This window comes from Halorientalis persicus (assembly GCF_900110215.1).
Taxonomy (GTDB): Archaea; Halobacteriota; Halobacteria; order Halobacteriales; family Haloarculaceae; genus Halorientalis; species Halorientalis persica.
In genome coordinates, this window is record NZ_FOCX01000009.1 from 1 (window position 1) to 16965 (window position 16965).

The 16965-nt window shown below is 55.5% G+C and carries 14 protein-coding genes; 11 read left to right on the top strand and 3 right to left on the bottom strand.

The window, feature by feature from the left end:
• Window positions 1–138: 138 nt before the first annotated feature.
• The 4 genes from BMX17_RS11000 (at window position 139) to BMX17_RS11015 (ending at window position 3770) form a co-directional block, all read left to right on the top strand.
• On the top strand, window positions 139–1479 hold the full coding sequence (locus tag BMX17_RS11000) for a Cdc6/Cdc18 family protein (protein WP_092660196.1): 1341 nt from the start codon (window positions 139–141) through the stop codon (window positions 1477–1479).
• Window positions 1480–1631: 152 nt separating this feature from the next.
• The gene (locus BMX17_RS11005) at window positions 1632–2447 is read left to right on the top strand and encodes a phosphoadenosine phosphosulfate reductase domain-containing protein (RefSeq protein WP_092659952.1); all 816 of its coding nucleotides are present in this window, start codon (window positions 1632–1634) and stop codon (window positions 2445–2447) included.
• 66 nt (window positions 2448–2513) lie between these two features.
• Window positions 2514–2900, top strand: a complete 387-nt coding sequence (locus BMX17_RS11010) for a hypothetical protein (RefSeq protein WP_092659954.1) — start codon at window positions 2514–2516, stop codon at window positions 2898–2900.
• 78 nt (window positions 2901–2978) lie between these two features.
• On the top strand, window positions 2979–3770 hold the full coding sequence (locus BMX17_RS11015; RefSeq protein ID WP_139203473.1) for a hypothetical protein: 792 nt from the start codon (window positions 2979–2981) through the stop codon (window positions 3768–3770).
• A 320-nt stretch (window positions 3771–4090) separates the two neighbouring features.
• On the opposite strand, the gene BMX17_RS26945 is transcribed toward BMX17_RS11015, so the two are convergent.
• From BMX17_RS26945 to BMX17_RS11035, 3 genes are all read right to left on the bottom strand, one after another.
• Window positions 4091–4375 carry a winged helix-turn-helix domain-containing protein gene (locus BMX17_RS26945; RefSeq protein ID WP_092660198.1) on the bottom strand — a complete coding sequence of 95 codons (285 nt, stop codon included), beginning with the start codon at window positions 4373–4375 and terminating at the stop codon, window positions 4091–4093.
• Window positions 4376–4529: 154 nt separating this feature from the next.
• The gene (locus BMX17_RS25075; RefSeq protein ID WP_139203474.1) at window positions 4530–5402 is read right to left on the bottom strand and encodes a hypothetical protein; all 873 of its coding nucleotides are present in this window, start codon (window positions 5400–5402) and stop codon (window positions 4530–4532) included.
• Between the two features lie 120 nt (window positions 5403–5522).
• Window positions 5523–7217 (bottom strand): ATP-binding protein, encoded by a 1695-nt coding sequence (locus BMX17_RS11035; RefSeq protein ID WP_170845390.1) that lies wholly within the window; start codon window positions 7215–7217, stop codon window positions 5523–5525.
• A gap of 382 nt (window positions 7218–7599) precedes the next feature.
• On the opposite strand from BMX17_RS11035, the gene BMX17_RS25080 reads away from it, so the two are divergent.
• From BMX17_RS25080 to BMX17_RS11070, 7 genes are all read left to right on the top strand, one after another.
• Window positions 7600–7893, top strand: coding sequence for a hypothetical protein (locus BMX17_RS25080; RefSeq protein WP_139203475.1), 294 nt, complete (start codon window positions 7600–7602; stop codon window positions 7891–7893).
• A complete protein-coding gene (locus BMX17_RS11045) occupies window positions 7868–8350 on the top strand; it encodes a DUF7985 family protein (protein ID WP_139203476.1) in 483 nt (160 codons plus the stop codon). Before BMX17_RS25080 ends, BMX17_RS11045 begins: the two co-directional genes overlap by 26 nt.
• 403 nt (window positions 8351–8753) lie before the next feature.
• Window positions 8754–10310, top strand: a complete 1557-nt coding sequence (locus BMX17_RS11050; protein WP_139203477.1) for a DUF8186 domain-containing protein — start codon at window positions 8754–8756, stop codon at window positions 10308–10310.
• A gap of 107 nt (window positions 10311–10417) precedes the next feature.
• Entirely contained in the window at window positions 10418–11329 is a 912-nt protein-coding gene (locus tag BMX17_RS11055) for a hypothetical protein (RefSeq protein ID WP_139203478.1), read from the top strand.
• A 5-nt stretch (window positions 11330–11334) separates the two neighbouring features.
• Window positions 11335–13119, top strand: a complete 1785-nt coding sequence (locus BMX17_RS11060; protein ID WP_092659973.1) for a TrbL/VirB6 family protein — start codon at window positions 11335–11337, stop codon at window positions 13117–13119.
• Window positions 13120–13238: 119 nt separating this feature from the next.
• The gene (locus BMX17_RS11065) at window positions 13239–14351 is read left to right on the top strand and encodes a TraC-like domain-containing protein (RefSeq protein WP_092659975.1); all 1113 of its coding nucleotides are present in this window, start codon (window positions 13239–13241) and stop codon (window positions 14349–14351) included.
• On the top strand, window positions 14348–16933 hold the full coding sequence (locus BMX17_RS11070; RefSeq protein WP_092659977.1) for a VirB4 family type IV secretion system protein: 2586 nt from the start codon (window positions 14348–14350) through the stop codon (window positions 16931–16933). Before BMX17_RS11065 ends, BMX17_RS11070 begins: the two co-directional genes overlap by 4 nt.
• The last annotated feature ends 32 nt before the right edge of the window (window positions 16934–16965 follow it).

Consider the following 16965-nt stretch of genomic DNA (forward strand, 5'->3'; position numbering starts at 1 on the left):
TGGTTGAGAGTGATACTAGCAGGAGAGCAATTCATTTCGATGGTGGTGTTCTCATTTCTACACACCCCCCTTCATTTAGATTCACCCCCTTTCATTTCGACAAAGGTTATTAGGGAATGGTACACAAGGTTGGATATAATGGATAACAGTTCCGAGTCATCTCATGCCCAAGAGGATGATACCGGATCAACTGAAGCAGATTCCTCAGTCGTCGACAACATTCTAGATGGTGATGCTAAGACTGTCTTCAAGAACAAGGATCTCATTGATCCAAATACTATCGTTGATCAGGATCGGATCTACGGTCGAGACGAACAGCTAGCCGCAGAAGCCCGTGCCTTTCGCGATACACTTGATGGAGAGCGTCCGCCTGATCTTCTACTCTATGGACCCAGTGGAACTGGGAAAACGCTGACCGTGAAAGCCGTCGCGAACAAAGTCAAAGAACGCGCAAAGCAGAAGGGCATCAACTTCGACTTTGTCGCGGTCAATTTCAAGACGATGGAATCGCACACGCTCGATCGTGCTGTCTGGAAACTTGGCTACCAGACTGCACAGAAAGCAGGTGTCGTGTGGGACATCCCCCGAAAGGGTGTCTCAACAGACGCTAAATACGTTCGTCTTTACGAGATTGTTGACCAACACTTCGACTCGCTTGTGTTTATCCTCGACGAGATTGACGCTCTGACTGGTAACAAAAGAGAAGATGAACCGGCGTACTCGCGGCTCTTATATAGTCTCAGTCGAGCCATGGCTGAGCAGCACGTTGACACATTGATTTCTACTGTAATCGTCACAAACTACCCCAAGTTTCGGGAGAATCTGGGCAGTCGAACGGACAGTTCGTACAATCCAAATGGGGTTCACTTCTCAGATTACGATGCGAACGAGTTAGTCGAAATTCTTGATCGGCGTCGAGACGCATTCAAGGAGGATAGCCTGAGTGATGGGGTCATAGAACTCGTCGCTGCATATGGGGCTCAAAATGAAGGGGACGCACGACGCGCAATTGACCTACTACGAGACGCTGGAGAAATTGCGAACCGAAACGGTGATACAGAGGTTCGGGAAGAACACGTCCAGGCTGCAAATGACTCAGTTGTGAAAAACCGAGTCCTTGAGATCGTTGGGGGAATGTCCCTGCAAAAGAAACTAGCACTGTACGCAGCTGCGCTAGTAGCAGATGTGAACGAGGGGACTGCACCGAGTCCCGTAGTATATCGTGCATACAAGAGAATCTGTAAGATGTCCGATCGAGAAATCTACACTCAAGAAACAGTCAATAGTCACATCAACAAAGCAGCTACCTATGGTGTCTTGGAAAGTGAACGAACCAGCAGCGGCTACAAGTCCGGCGTCCATCTTCTATTCCAGTTTAACGAACCAGTTGAAGCCGTACTTGAGACCATTGAAGAAGATAGCTCGTTTGATGAGATCCAGCCAGATGATGTCCGGTCGATGGCCGCGAAGCGTATCTGAAAATAAGAGCTGGGGTGGAGTAACAGAGTTCACGACACCAATCAAAGATTTCTGGTAACCAGTACCAACCCCCCAGATCGGTCGTTTTTCAGAAAGTGGTGGATGTGAACCCTGGATTCCGGATGTGTTGAGGACCAGCAGCCGTGGTAGGAATGCAACCGCAATACCACTCTCCAAAATCTGTCTTTAAGAAGGCATCATCGCAATCGTATGACCAAGTCTTCGCACTCGTCTCCGGTGGATCTGATATCGATACGGGTATTGGTATCCCTCAAAGTCGGCAATGGGTCCGAAACTGGGCCAACGAGATCGGCCTGCCGTGCCATGTCGTCGGCAGCCAGTATCGCCTCAAAAAGGAAGAGTACCACAACCTGGTCTACAATTTCGGAATGCCGGGTCCAGCTGTTCACAACCAGATGTTCCGGAATCTCAAATCGAAACCCCTCCAGCGGTTCCTTTCGGATATCGTCGACGGCGATCCGCTCCTGATCTCCGGCGTTCGCGAACACGAAAGTCAGCGCCGGATGGAGAACATCGACGGGAAGGGAATCCAGGAAGACGACCTCGGGATCTGGATATCCCCAATCGTCTCGTTCACCGACGCCGAGGTCGCCGAGTACCAGGACGAACACGAGATTCCGACGAATCCGGTCAACGAGAAACTCCACGTCAGCGGCGATTGTCTCTGTGGGGCCTTCTCGCGTTCTCGCGAAGAACTCCGTGAGATCAAGCTGTTCTTCCCCGAGGTATTCCGCTACTTCGAGTGGCTCGAATCCCACACGGTCGAGGCCGCCCGCCGTGGCCGGTTCCCCAAAGAGTACGCCCTCTGGGGACACGGGAATAGCGGCACCGCCGGCTACGAAGCCCGGCTCGACGACGAGCAGACCGGGTTCAATCTCTGCGCGAACTGTGAGCAGTCCTGCGAGCGGTCCCACAATCTAGAAGGCACGAGCCTCACCGATGCCTAAGCGGATCTGAAGCAAAGCCAAAACAACGACTGTTCGCCGGCGCAGTTCTGCACGCACTGCCACTCGATGATCGACGATCCGGTCGCCCACCGCGAAGAGTGTCCGGCGACCGCCCAAGGGACCCGTCGCGACTACCGGGAACTCGATATGCTTGAGTCCCAGTTCCGCGGCACGTGGATCACCGAAGGCGATCCGAAGGAGACCGAGTTCTGTTCGGTAGGAGACGGCCACGACTGGGATGCAGGCGCCGTCGACGTCGCCGGCGTCAAGCAATGCGACCACTGTGGAGCATTCCATCTCGGAGACGGCGACGAACCAACTGTCCCCTCATTCGAAGACCAGAGCCATGATTCCCAAGCAGAGGACAGCATCACTTCAGAAGCGGGTCAAGAGGCTCCAGAACCGTTGGCCGAAGACAAAACTCAGCTCACACTGTCCTCAATCTCGGATTGAGAGAGAAGATGGCTCCAAGTTGGAGTGTAATGGACTCTGGCAAAAAGGTATAATAGCACAGTGTATCTGTTAGATATCATGAGATCTTCTAAAGATGGGAAGCCAACTGCAGTAGATGGTGGGCCTACGGAAGAAACACAGTCTGAGCCCGAAGACCTCCCTGATGGTGTTGACCGGGTCGAGATACTCCGCGAACCAGGAGTGAAAGTAGTTGATCGAGAAGACAATAGCCAGGACCCAGATACAGCTGTCGTCATCAACTCGCCGCCGGCAACGTGCGAAGAATGGAACGCATACTACGACGAAGACAACGACAGGTGGGTATCGATCGCCGAAGACAACCCTGACTACGACCCTGAATCACCGGTTGTAGTTGTCGCATTTCTTCCTGCAATCGAGGAAAGCGATACCAATATCCGCCCGGTCGAAAGCCCAGTTCAACTTAAGTCACTGGACATTAACCACTACAGTTTCCCGCCGAATCGCCTCAAAATCGTCGAAACACCCGACCACGTAGACGTTGAACCGGTATCAAGCAAGGGCGAATCGACCGAAAGTGGCGGCAGGGGCAGTGCCAACAGAGAAAATACCAACGGGGAAAGTCAAGACAACGGAGAAGACACGGTGAAGGGGGATGCAGAGGACATAGCTGAAAAGGAACCTCAGAAGTGGGATCTGACAAATGGGTTTAAAGCACTCCGGGATCGGCTGGCAGAATCGGCAACTGTCGAGGTCGAACACACTCAAGCCGGTCCAGTTTTGGCAGTCGAAAAGCTGGGGACATCGTACCGGATCCAAGAGGACGGGACGGTCAGTGGGGACGGCGCGCTTCGAGACCGTCTCGACAGCCTCGTAGAAGAGTATCTCTAGTCCCACTCGCCGGCCCCGTCCAGAAAACTCGATAGTCTGCTTAGGTATCTTTCTCAAATCGAATCCAAGCCCCTGTTCTGCCAGTTGAGGGCCTGCCGGAGAGTTGATGGTATTCCGTCGCAGGATTACGCCGACCCAGAACAATTCCTCACAGACATCGCGCCGTACCTCCAGAAGCGGTGTGTGTTCCAGACCGTCAGCCACGACAAGGCTCGATTCCCACTACTGGCCCAGCAGGAAGCAGTAATAGCCGACGGCGAGGACTACGAAGGTTCTCTCAATTGGGGAGATGTAGGTCAAAATTGCGACGAACACGAAAACTAACCGGTTGTGGCCAGTTCCTCGGACTCAATCTCTTCCCAAACCTGTTCACCCTGTTCTGTGATTCCGTAAACGCGCCCCTTCCGTCGATCCTCTGAAACTAATAATTCGACTAGTCCCCGCTCACGGAGCCCCTGGAGGGCTCGGGAGATATGGGCGATCCCTTTGTCCGTATCAGCCGCTATCCGAGACGGTGTCGTTGGTCCCTCCGACAGCCGTTCTAACGCACCGATTCGATACTGCGAACTGATAACGTAGCTGACGTCGTCCCAATCAACTGGCATTGTTTCACGCTCCATGTACAGGGGATATCGCCCAGGAACAGGGCACAAATCCACGGAAAACCGGAAAAAAGTATGTCCCGACTGGTTGCGATATCTGATTTGAGATACCTTCTCATATTGGCACTATGCGCTAACTTGTGGAAGATGCTGTGACTCACTCGGAAAGTGGAATCGTGTAGGTTTCGTCAATGGCGTTCAGCCGGAACTCCAGGTCGCCACCAACTTGGTAGGATACGTCGTTGAAATGGGCTGTTCGTTCGGTCTGTGCAGGGATATTAAGCCGCAACAAGAAATCGTTCAACTGTATCCAGTCGCCACCTGCTTGCCGGACATCGAGAGTCGAAAGGACCGAACTCGACCGGTCAGATGTGTTTCGAAGGGTGAGTGAGTAGTCAAACTGCTCTTGGGGTTTCACTGAGTCCGGAATATCGGCATTCACAAGCGTTGCGTCATCCCCTTCCAGCGGGGCGACCATATTGAAAGACGTCGTCGCTTGGCGCATCTCTCCGGTTTTCCCTTTCTCGAAGACCACATCAGCGCTGTAAGTCCCCCGTTTCCAAGAGCCAGTATTGGGGAACCGGACCGCAGTTTGGACGGGGACGGATCCATTCTGTGACGTATTCTTAGACGAAGCTGCTGATGAAATCTCCCGGACTTTTGCACTCCCCACTTGGGATCCATTCCGGGAAAGCTCTACGCGTGTGCGTGCGAGGAGTCCATCATCACGATCTGGGACCGTTCCAGAGACGCCAACATACACGGGACCGCCGACGCCGAACCCCCCGACAGCATACGACCGCACGGTCTCGTCCCCGTCCAACGGACCAAGTACAGCCGAGATCGTGTCGAGCGCGAATGGATCAATCTGGCTAGGAGATTTAGCAGTCCCTTCTTCTGTCGGTGCGGCGAATGTCGGTGTTGCTGTTTGCGTCGGGTCTTGATTCGGCGTCTGGTCAGAACCGCTTGATGAGGAACAACCAGCAATAGCGACCGTCCCGAGAGTAACGAGGAAATGCCGTCTGTCCATCGTACTGGCCGCATTTTGAAACGGGGATACAAAAACGCAATGGAGAATTCACCGCTACTGGGCCTTGAAACCAGCAATTTACAGTTCTCGGAGAGCCACAACCAAGACAGGCAGACACGCTCAATCGTTAACAGTGTCGTCGATGGCAGCCCAGAGATGCTTCGCCTCGATCTGCTCATAGCCGTTGTTGGCAGCGGAAAGCGCGGCATCCTCCACAATTCTCGTCAGGTCTGCTGCTGTCGCGCCATCGAGGTACTCAGCCATCGTCGCCAGTTCCTTCGCCGGGATATCTGCATACGCCCGACTCTCTAACTGAGCCCGAAGCACCTTCGTTCGAGCTTCCTTCTCGGGGAGGGGCACTTCCAGCTGCAGGTCCATCCGACCAGACCGTATCGCCGCATCGTCGAGATCATCCCGGTAGTTCGTCGTTCCGATCACGACGATGTTCTTGTCCGTGCAATCATCGAGGTGCTTTAGGAACTCGTCGACGACCTTCTTGTCCTCCTGGTGTTGATTGCCCCCCTGCGTGTTCCGACGATCGGGCAAAACGGCGTCAATCTCATCGATGAACACAACTGCCATGCCGTATTCTTTAGCGAGCAATTCAGCCTCGTTAAACAGTGACGAAACACGCGAGGAGGATGCGTTGACCCACCTACTAGTGATATCACCGCCAGAGGTGAGCAGATACGGCGTTTCCAACTCTCCAATGACTGCTTCAGCGAGGTAGGACTTCCCAGTTCCAGGCGGGCCGTAAAGCAGTATATTCGGTAACGTCACGCCCAGTTTCTCGTACCGTTCACGGTCACTCTCTGCCGGTCGGATTAGCTGCCGCTCCAGTTCCTCAATCTTGCTCTCCATCCCACCAATGTCATCAAACGTGACATCAACATTGTTCCCCGCCCGCCACTGGAACTCCAACTGGCTCCAGACGCCCCCCTGATCCGATGCCGAGTTATCACTCTCGTCAGCAGAACCAGCATCAGCATCAGTATCGTCATCAGAGGAGCGAGAACTCTCTTCTCCTTCCTGGGCTTGCTCGAGGATTTCCTCCTTAACTGACTCTGGAACCTGATCGATCAGGTCTTCTTCACTACCATCGTTCTCATCGTCTGAGTTGCGGTCTCTCCGCCGCCCCCCCTCGCTCGGGTCCTTATGGGAGCCTGCATCATCTTGTGACGAATTGCCGCCCCTCGCCCGCCGAAGTCGACTCTCTTTGACGCGGTTTCCGTCCGCGATGTGGAGGTCCCACACAGAATTGTAATTGAACCTCTCGAAAAACGACGACCCGCTGACAGCCATGGGATCTTCTCGCCATGCCTTCAGCATGGGAACGCCGAGTAGCAACAGACCTGCCAGTGGGTCGGTCGCTCGCGACTCAATCGGGGCAAACATGAACTGAGTTAACACGCTTGGGACCGAGAGCAGCGGCTGGACAAACCACGGCATCAGAACGAGCCCGCCCAGTAGGACGCCAGCCCTGAAACGGTAGCCAGACCTCGCATCTCCCGTAGCCCAATACCAGGGTTTGCGCGCGTACATCACTCCCAACCAAGTCAGCGACAGCACCATCCCCACAACCAGAGATCCGATATACGCAATACCGGGGTAGGGAACACCCATCATCCCTGGGGCGACCCGTGCCCCCCAGACGAGCCCAACGGAGAACACGGCAAACGCAATTGCAGACAAAAGAGCAACTCGCACCCGGATAAGGAAGTGATGAACGCACGAGAGAGCAGTGTCAAAGACCGGGTGCTGTGGGTGGCCGGTGAGGACTCTGCGCTCATGATCGCTCGAATCTGAATCCGACATTGTGCGAATACTTCGGCAGAAGGTCCTATTTAAACTGTCCGGCATATCAAGAACCGTATGCTACAAAATATGCCAAACCATGGCAAACCGCGCGCGAGATTCGGCCACAAGATACTAGTATTACATTTGCCGGTTTCCGTTATTTGTCTAGTAACTTTCGTGGTATTATGGATCTACAAATGTGAATTCAATCGGCCTGTGACAGCTCATAATCTTTTACCGGCAAATACTATACCGACTGAATGTAAACTCTGATAATCAAGGACAACATTTAATAGGGATTAGTTGGACCGGCTGGTTGTCGGATGTCGAAGAATCGCCATACAGCAGACCTCTTCAGTAATGAACGATTCTCAACTCCAAGAGGCCGGTTCGATTATCAATGGCAACAATAGAGCGACGAAACATTCGCTCGCAGATCCCGACACATCTGTGGGTGTATGTCCACAGTTGTGAACGGCTAACGATTGCTGGATTGTTAACTGAGATGATTCGACGCGAGATGCGGCGTGATGGGATCAATCCCAAACGCGCACGCACTGCCTTCCAAGATCCGCCCGCCCCGTTCGATAACATTTCTCTAGATGTTGTCAACGAGGAGCTGATGGGCATCAACGATTACCGCGAATTCGTCAACTCTCAAATCACCCATGAAAATGCACAACCAAGCGATTGAGCGTATCGCCCCTGAATCACCTTTCCGCCTTCGCTCGCTAATGGCGATCCTCCGCGCAAAGGCCGATCGGCTAACTGTGGCGTTCGGTGAGAAGATCATAGCTGGGATCCTGCTGGTGCACCTCTATGCAGGCCCCGCTCTTGCCCAGAGTGGTGGTGGGCCACTGTGTAGTGGCGCTGAGAACAGTGGTGGTGGGCAAGCACTAGCGGGACTCATGAATACGTTCTTCCAACTCGCGTTTTCAATCGGCGCCCTCGGCGTGGCGGTGACATTCTTCGGCACGACGTTGGGGATGTCGTTCTCGTTCCTCTCACAGGATCAGGAAGAGAACCTCAAGCGCGCACGGAAGAAAGCATTCGGCAGCTTTGGGATGCTCTTCATCGGTGCGATTGCCATTTCGGTTGGGATCAACCAGCTAAACATCCTCGGCTGCATTAACCCGGTCCCGTTCAGCTGAGGCTGACCCCCAAAACAATCTAATCGGTCTTCACTCCAGTTCCACCACACCCCACAGTGCCCCTCCGCCCTCCATGAACGAGAGAGCCCTCCGAGACGCCAGTAGGTTGCTGCTGTTCGTGAGTTGCATCTCTCTCATCGTGGTTGGGCCCGTGGTTGGACACCCCGATCCGGACGACCACGAGGAAGAGGGTAACGGGCTTACCGACAACGAAACCGCCCGACTGTGGTCGCTAGACAGTGACCAATTCGTCTCGGAAAGCACGCTGAACAACATTTCAGACGGAGGTAGCAATCGAACATTAGAACAGGCACTCTGGAACGGGACAGATTACATTCACCAACTGCCCCCACGAACCCCGATCACGTGGAATCGACACGATCACCATGATTTCCCGGCAAACTTGACGACCTCATACTGGCACCCTCTGCCCGAGGAAGCGGATATAACTGCAGTCAAGAACGTCCCGCTTCTCAATGCGAAAGAGAAGGACCGATCTGTCGGAATCCCGGGTTCGGAGTTCGAGGAAGGCGACCGTGGATGGATCCAGGACGCCCACGCCACGATGTTCGCACTCCAACCCTCGACGCACCTGCTGAAGGGGCCAGATGAAACGGTCCAGTATATCGATCCCGAAGGCGAAGTCCTCGGAACGGTCGATTACCGGGTGCGCGTGCCCGGTCCCGACAGTCTTGGATCAGACCGCCGGGCCATCTTCAAACTCCAGCGCCACGAGATCGAATCCACCTGTGTCGTACAGGGCGGTGACCCAGACCGTGAAGATATCTGTTCCAGTGAGTACGTCATCGGAACGGGCGACGGGTCGCACACGCCCACGATCAACTTCAGCGCGTCAGGGCGAGCGGGATCCCAGCAGCGGATTTCATTCGCCGCTGAGGTTCGAGTGACGATGCTGAAGGAGATCCAAGAGTGGCAGGAGCAAGAGAATGGTCCCGGCTTCTGGGAGACCGTTCAGGAGAACCACATCGATTCAGAGAAAGTCGTGTCTGATACTGAAGAAGTGACGGTCTACAACACGCCACGAGCAACCGCGTATGCGTTTGAATTTCCATCCCAACGGCAGAAGATGGGCGTCAGCTTCGCTGCCCAAATGCCGTGGGCAGGTATCGATCTGCCGGGTGAAACCCGAATCAACACCCTGTATCGGTTCTACACCGCACGGGACGACACATGGGACACGCTTCGGATCAAGGGGCAGGGCAACGAGAACATCATCAATTCGAGCCTGCACCCCGCCCGAACCTACGCATTCCCCTACAAGGGCGGACCAGACGTTGATCCAAGCCCGATCAACGTCTCCATCATAGACACGATCGGGCGGGCAGAGTACCAGTCTCCGAGCCCGGCAATCCCGGAGAACGTGAGTGTCTCGCCGGTCCCGAAGGACACCAACTACACACAGCCCCAGACTGTCGTCGCCCGTGTCAACAGCTACGATCCGAGTGAAATCCGGGCACTCGGACTCGTCCACGGGATAAACCTCTCAAACGACGACCTGCCGGTTGAGCGGAAAGCGAACGTGACACGCCCCGAGATAGAGACAGAACTACTGGAGTTCAACAATTCCCACGCACTGTTTGCGGTGACAGTGACGGACGCGAGTGGCGATCCCATTCGGACAGCTGGGACGGACGCCTATCTCGAGTACATGGGCGAGCAGTACGACACCAACGCGAGCGGGCAGGCGGTAATCCGAACCCCGAGTTCGACAAACCCCCGAATCACGTACGTCCCCGCTGACTGGTGGGCGACCGACGATCCACAACTCTCAGCCAGTACCGACGCACCGGCACGGTCATCGATTAGCACAGCTGACGGAATTGCTGGCATTATCTCACGGGTGATCATGCTAGCCATCCCGTTCCTCCTGACGTTTTGGCTGATGGACAAAGTGCCGGGGATCAGCACCTGGCCACCCCGTGAAATCCTCAAACGATAGCAACCATGCACGATACCAACCCCCCATCGCAGAACGGCGCTGAAACGGACGAGAAGACGGCATCACAGACGACAGCGGAATTGCGGACGAGCAACCACAGCGAATCCATGACCGAAGAACAGTCGATGCTGACCCGACGTAACGCTCTGCTCACGATCGCCGCTGGTGCAACGACTGCTCTCGCCGGCTGTAGCGACACTGGCCCGGGTGGGAACAGTACCGGAGACAACGGATCCAACGGACTGGTGGACGGAAACGCCATCAACACCCTCGAAACCAACGGGTACGATCTCGTTGTCTCGCTCAACACCAGTGCAGAAACCAACCGAGTACGGTTGGTTGACCAGGAGGACTCGGAACTATCGAGTACCAGCGTTGGTGCTGGCGTCGGGCAAGTGTCTCTCTCATACGAAGGCTACGAGCCCGGCGAATATTCAGTCCTGGCGGTGAGCGGTGGGAACGTCATCGATGAGGAGACGATTACCTTCTACCCCGAGCTCACGATTACAGAAGTTGGCGCAATTAGCCAGGACTCGCCTGATCCGTCCGAATTCAAACGTATTCCAGAGTCCAAGAAAGATGCGGCTATCGAAAACAACCGTCAGATCTGGGTGACAATCGAGAATACCGGAAATACTGCAGTGACAGTTACAAATATGACCTTTATTGGCAGTGAAGTTAGAGATGATTTTCAAGTAGACGCCCCCGCAGACAGGAGTTCTTCTAACCTAATGTCGCACATGCATAATGATGTGACAGCAGACGATGAGACTACTATTAATCCAGGGGGGACTTTCAACGCGCTCTCTAATGGAGACCCCTACGGATTTGAGACTTGTATTAACACTAGTGGAACTGTCGAAATTACGGTAATGTCGAAAGAACTCCCCGATCTTTCGGTGGAAACCGAGTATACCCGAAGTGCAGAGGCGGGCGATTGGCAGGATGAAGATATCGCTGAAAGGTACAAAGAGTGCCCAGGTTCGCTTGAAGAAATTGATCCCGTGACCAGTGAGTGATTTGGATGGGGCTGCTAGACGTCGTTACTAAGGGTATCACTGGGGCCATTGAAGCGATAGTCAATGGCATAGGTACAGTCCTTGGTAATGCGATTAGCACTGTAATTGATTTTGTCACCTACGTCCCCAAGCCTCAAGTCGATAATGGGTATGTCATTGGCGAACCTACAAACGGTGTCTGGCAAGTCATCTATCAGTCACGGTGGGGGCAAGATCCCCACCTGATTCCACTAGGTCTGCTGATTCTAGTGGGCTCATGGTACGCGCGGAAAGCTGGCGAACCATGGGGTCTATTCAGTAATTACGACAAGAAGAAAGCTGCAAATGGGCTTATCACTGGAGTCATCGCTATGTGGGCAAGCTGGTGGGCATTTGGTTATTTGCTCCATTTCAGTAGCGAAATAACATCTTATTTGCTCATAAGTTCTGCCGAGTGGTCTAATCTATTTAGTAACAACTTTGGGCAAGTAGTCAGCGGGAGCGCGTTTGCTGGATTGATTGTTGGAGTTGTCGGCGTTGGTCTCCTATTGCTTGTTGTCATACTCCATGTTCTTCGAATCTTCGGGGTCTACTTCCTGATGTATGCCCTGCCAATCCTTGTTGCGTGCTATTTCGGTGGGGTTCCGGTCGCAAAGGGGATCTCAAAGAAAGCCTTCAAGTATCTCTTTATTTTTGCTACAATTCCGATCCCAACCGCTCTAGGAGTTTCTCTTACTGCCACGTTTCTCAGCAGTGATAGTTATAGCATTGGTGAATCAGCTGTGACTTCGACAATCGTTGAGCCAATGGTACTCACGCTCCCCCTTCTAGTTGGGTTTGTTGTCCCTATCTTCATGATGAGTAGTATCTCTTCAATCGCCAGTATCGGCGCATTGAATCAGGCTGCTTCAACGGTGTCTGACCCGCAACATAACCGGGTAGCTGCGAAAGCCTCTGCAGCGAAAGGCGCGGCCGCGTCGAAAGCAAAAGGCACGGCAGTGGGCGCTGGGAGCGCCGCAAAAGGAGCCGTTGGGAAGTCAGCCAACGTCGCCGCCCGGCCCGAAGACAACTTCGACGCCGCCAAAGAACGGATGGACAACGTCGACGTCGGCGGCGCTGTCAAAGGCAAAGCCACAGATGTAGCAGATAAGGCCCACTGGAAGGCGAGTCAGAAAGCAGGGAGCATCAAAGAGACAGGCAGCCAATACAAGAGTCTCGCCAGTAGGGGAAAATCATACGGTGAAGAAGCGATCGATAATGACCCGTTCGAGAGCGTTCCTCCGGAGAACAGTCTCCCCGAAGGTGAAGGTAGAAAACAACTGCCCAGTGCCGATTACCCCGCGTCGGATGGGCCAGAATGGAACGAAGCGAGCGTTCGCGATCGGATCACCAAAGGCAACGCACAAGACACGCTTAGTCGGACTGGCACGCACGACGTTCCCGACGCAGGCCGGTCGACGCCCGACGAAACTCTTGACACTGGCGAATACCAGGCCACGGAGAACGAGATCCGCCAGCCCGACGACATGGGCAGGGATGGTCCTGCCCGATTAGACGACGGCGACGATCCGGATGGACCACCGCCGGGTGGCGGAGGAGCGATGAAAGATTCCGACACCGGCAGTCCCAACACTGCAGATGGGTCACCGGACACGTCGGGGGGCAGCCACCCGCTCCAGGACTTCTCACCCAACAACTCCAGCCCGCCGTCGAAGGACGGGTCCAGTTCCAACGACGGCGACGGCGGCGGCACAGAGTGGCTCACGGACATCGCTGATCCGAACGACTCCACCGACAACGAGGGATCCTGAATCGATGCACAGTCACCCAGTTTCCCGTCACCAGAATCGGCCGGTGCCCCCGTTTCAGCGGGTGTCGGCGTCTATCGCAGTCTCAACTCGACAAGTGATCCACCCACCCACTACAACTAATGCCCGCGAATAGCCCCCACTCACGATTTGTCGTCGAGACGCTCGAACGCCCAGACACGCTCGCGTACATCAACGTCGATCGCCAAGACGGGTACATCGTCGGCGGTCCAGCATTTGCCCTGCTGTTACTGGGGACGATGCTGGGACTCGGTGTCGGTGGGTTCCTCCTCGCCTTTGTCGGGATGTTCATCGGCGGGACGATCGTCTGGGCCAGCCCCGATCAGATGAACGGCTTCCAGTGGGTCAAGACTCTCTGGTATTACAAGACCCAACCGGAGCAGGTTGACTCAGAGGAAGAAGCCGCCGTCGAAGCCAACGACGGGCTCATGGGCTATTTCGTCACTGACGAGGATACCCAGGAGTTCACCAATATCGAGCGGTGGTATCCCGACTTCCACGTCATCAAGCGGACTGACGGCGCGCTCGTCGGCGGGTACAAACTCGAGCCCGGCAACATGGGCTTTGTCTCTCCCCGCAAGCGCGCCCGAATCCGACAAACGATTGCGGAATGGGCCAACAACAACGGCCGGTTCCCCTTCCAGCTGTACGTGACTTCGACCTCCTACCCGGTCGAGGACTACGGCGAAAACCTCAAAGACCGGCTCCAGAGCGAAGACCTCGAAAACGCCCCTGTCCAGCAAGCAGTCCTGCAGTCTGAAATCGAGAACCGCCCCCGTGGGCTGAACGAGACCGGACAGGGGATGCGAGAGTACTATCTCATCACCCACGTCGACACGTCCGACATTATCAAGTCCCAGACCGGGGAGAAGACCCCGCTGGAAAAGCTCACTGAGGTCCCCTTCATCGGCATCTTCTTCCAGGGAATCGCCCACCAGAAGGAGGTTTCTGACACGCTCGAACGCGACCGAAAGATGATGCAAACACTACGGGAACGCCTCGAAACCATCGACACGCAGTTGATCGACCAAGTTCCGTCTTGGAGTGGCGAGCCGTTAGAAGTCGAGGAATGGGTCGAACTACAGCACCGTTTCTGGACGGGACAGGAGCCCCAGTACGCGGATGTTTCGGATCACATCTCGGAGCAGGCCCACGTCGAAGCCCGACCGCATGAAGAGGGTGAACTTGACCCTGACATGGAGGAAGTAGCATGACACTGCTCCAAACCCTCCCGGTCGGGGTCCCCGCAAAGGTCTGGAACATCCTGTTTGGCTGGATTCCAGCGACGAGTGGCAGCTGTAGTAGCGGGTCGTGTGCTATCCCGATAACCGGCGCGATTGTCTACGCGGTCCTCCTTGCAGGAGTCGTCATTATCGGATTCGTGCTGTGGTCACGACGAACGACCGATGTGACTGGCCCGGACGATCTCTCCGACCTCACCAGAGACCCGGATCCGGACGACGATGATGAAGACAGCGACGGGGAAGCAGACGACGACGCCGAAGTGGAGGAGCCGGATGATCCATTTGACGATGCCGATGCGGAGTTTGATCCCGACAGTGGCGTCAGGATCCTCGAAGACACTGAAGAACTCCACAAGACGACGATCGTCCCGCCGCCGATCCAGCGGAAGACCGACCACGTCATCGTGGGGAACAACGTCCGAAAGACGCTCCACGGGTACAACACGCCGGACGTGATTGCCGACGGTGCGTTCGATCCGGTCCTCAAGCGTCCGGATCTGCAGTTCGACATGGCGATGCACTTCAACCCGGTGTCGAAAAAGCGAGCAGCCAAAGACGCTGAAAGGCGGGCCGAGAGCCTCCAGACCGACGCGATCCTCAACAGCGAGGGTGGCGACCAGTTCGGCGCATCTGACGATATGTCCGAAGCCGAACGGCTGGGGTCGTTCCGGGAACAGATCAACGCCGGCGAGCGCCCCTTCCGAGTGACGACCTACTTCTCGATTATCGGGGACACGCTCGACGAGGTCGAAGAGCAGGAACAGCAACTCCGCCACTCGCTCGAAGACAAACCGGCAAATCTGAACCTCCGCACCTGTTACGGACAACAGGTCCGGGCGATGGAGTCGGTCGCGCCCCTCTCATACGACAAGTACCGCGATTCCTCTGCATACGACCCATACAAGATCTGGCTTGGGCAGGGCGTTGGGGCAGCACTCTCGTCTGCCAACCAGTCAGTGCTGATCGAAGACAGCGGCATCGAGATGGGGTATCACACGTTCAACGGCTCGCCGATCATCAAAGACCCATTCGAGTCCGAGACCAACTACAACTGGGTCGTGATTGGCGACTCCGGGTCCGGGAAGTCCTACTCGAACAAACTGTGGGCGCTCCGGTCGAAGCTGGCCCAACAGGACACGCGGGTCGTAATTCTGGATCCCATGTCCGGGTTCGACGGGCTGGCCGAAGCCCTCAACGCAGAGCGGATCGAGATCGGCGGGTCGCGTGGTCTGAACCCCCTCGAAATCAAGCCGCCATCCGGGCGGGTTGCCGCCGAGCAGACCGAGGGTGACGACCCGCTGTCGACAAAGATCAAGGAGGTGATGGAGTTCTTCGAGAGTTTCGCCCAGACGCAAGGGCAGTCACTCGGCAAACTCCGTCCGTTCCTCAACGACGCGGTCGTCGAGTCCTACTCCCGGAAAGGGATTAGCCACTCTATCGAGACCCACCACAACGATTCCCCGACGGTCAACACGGTGATCGAGGTCCTGAAGGATATGCAGCAGTCGCCCGAGGACTTCCTTATCGGGGAGACGGGCAACACAGACAAGATCAAGCGAGCAGCGGAAGACCTGCTCAACCTGCTTCGCCCGTTCCGGAAGGGTCAGTACGAGAACTTGACCGAGGAGACGGACTTCAACTTCGACAACGACGTCATCTACCTGGACCTGAAGAACATCGAGGGCAGCCAGAACAGCGGTGGCGGCCTGATGATGAAGCTCGTGTTCTCGCTCGTGTACGAGCGCGCGAAGGAGACGCCCAAGAACGTCATCTTCCTGATCGACGAGGCACACTACCTGATGTCCGACGCCGAGAGCCTAGAGTTCCTGAAGACCAGGAACCGCCACGCCCGGCACTACGACACGTCACTGCGATACCTCACGCAGGAAGTGGCGGACTTCTTTGGCGAGGACCACGAGGAACAGCCGATCCTCAACAACACGTTCATCAAGGTGTTCCTCCGGCTGGACGAAATCCGCGACCACGCCGATCAGTTCAACCTGAATCCCCAGATGATTGACTTCATCGACAACGCGAACACGGGGAAGAATCACGACTACTCGCAGGCACTGGCGCTGGTCAACGGCGAGCCGTACCCGATGAACATCCTCTCGGACCCGGCCGAACACGCGGTTGTCGACTTCGACAAGGCCGAAGACGAAATCGCAGACCTGCCCGGGAGAGACTCCGCAGCGGAGTCGGACCTCGTGCGGAACATCCGACGGCGGTTGCTCAAGCGCAAGTACAACGACTTCGAGCAGAACATCGACTTGAGTACTGCGGACATCATGCACGATGAGTTCGAGGATTCGGACGAACTCGCTCTGTTGATGGAGATGATGAGTACCGAAGAGATGATCGAAATCCTCGAAGAGATCGACCAAGGCACCGACATACAGGAAGCAGTCTATCACCACTCCCAGCAGAAGATCACCGCGATTGCAGACTCACTCCCCGACGAAGCCGTTCGCCGGCTTCGCGACGGTCTCGACAAGAGCCTCGGGACGCCGGACCCGGACAACGCACCGGCAAACGCCTACAACGACGACTGACGAGCAACGGCACTCAATCTCGACCCTCTCCC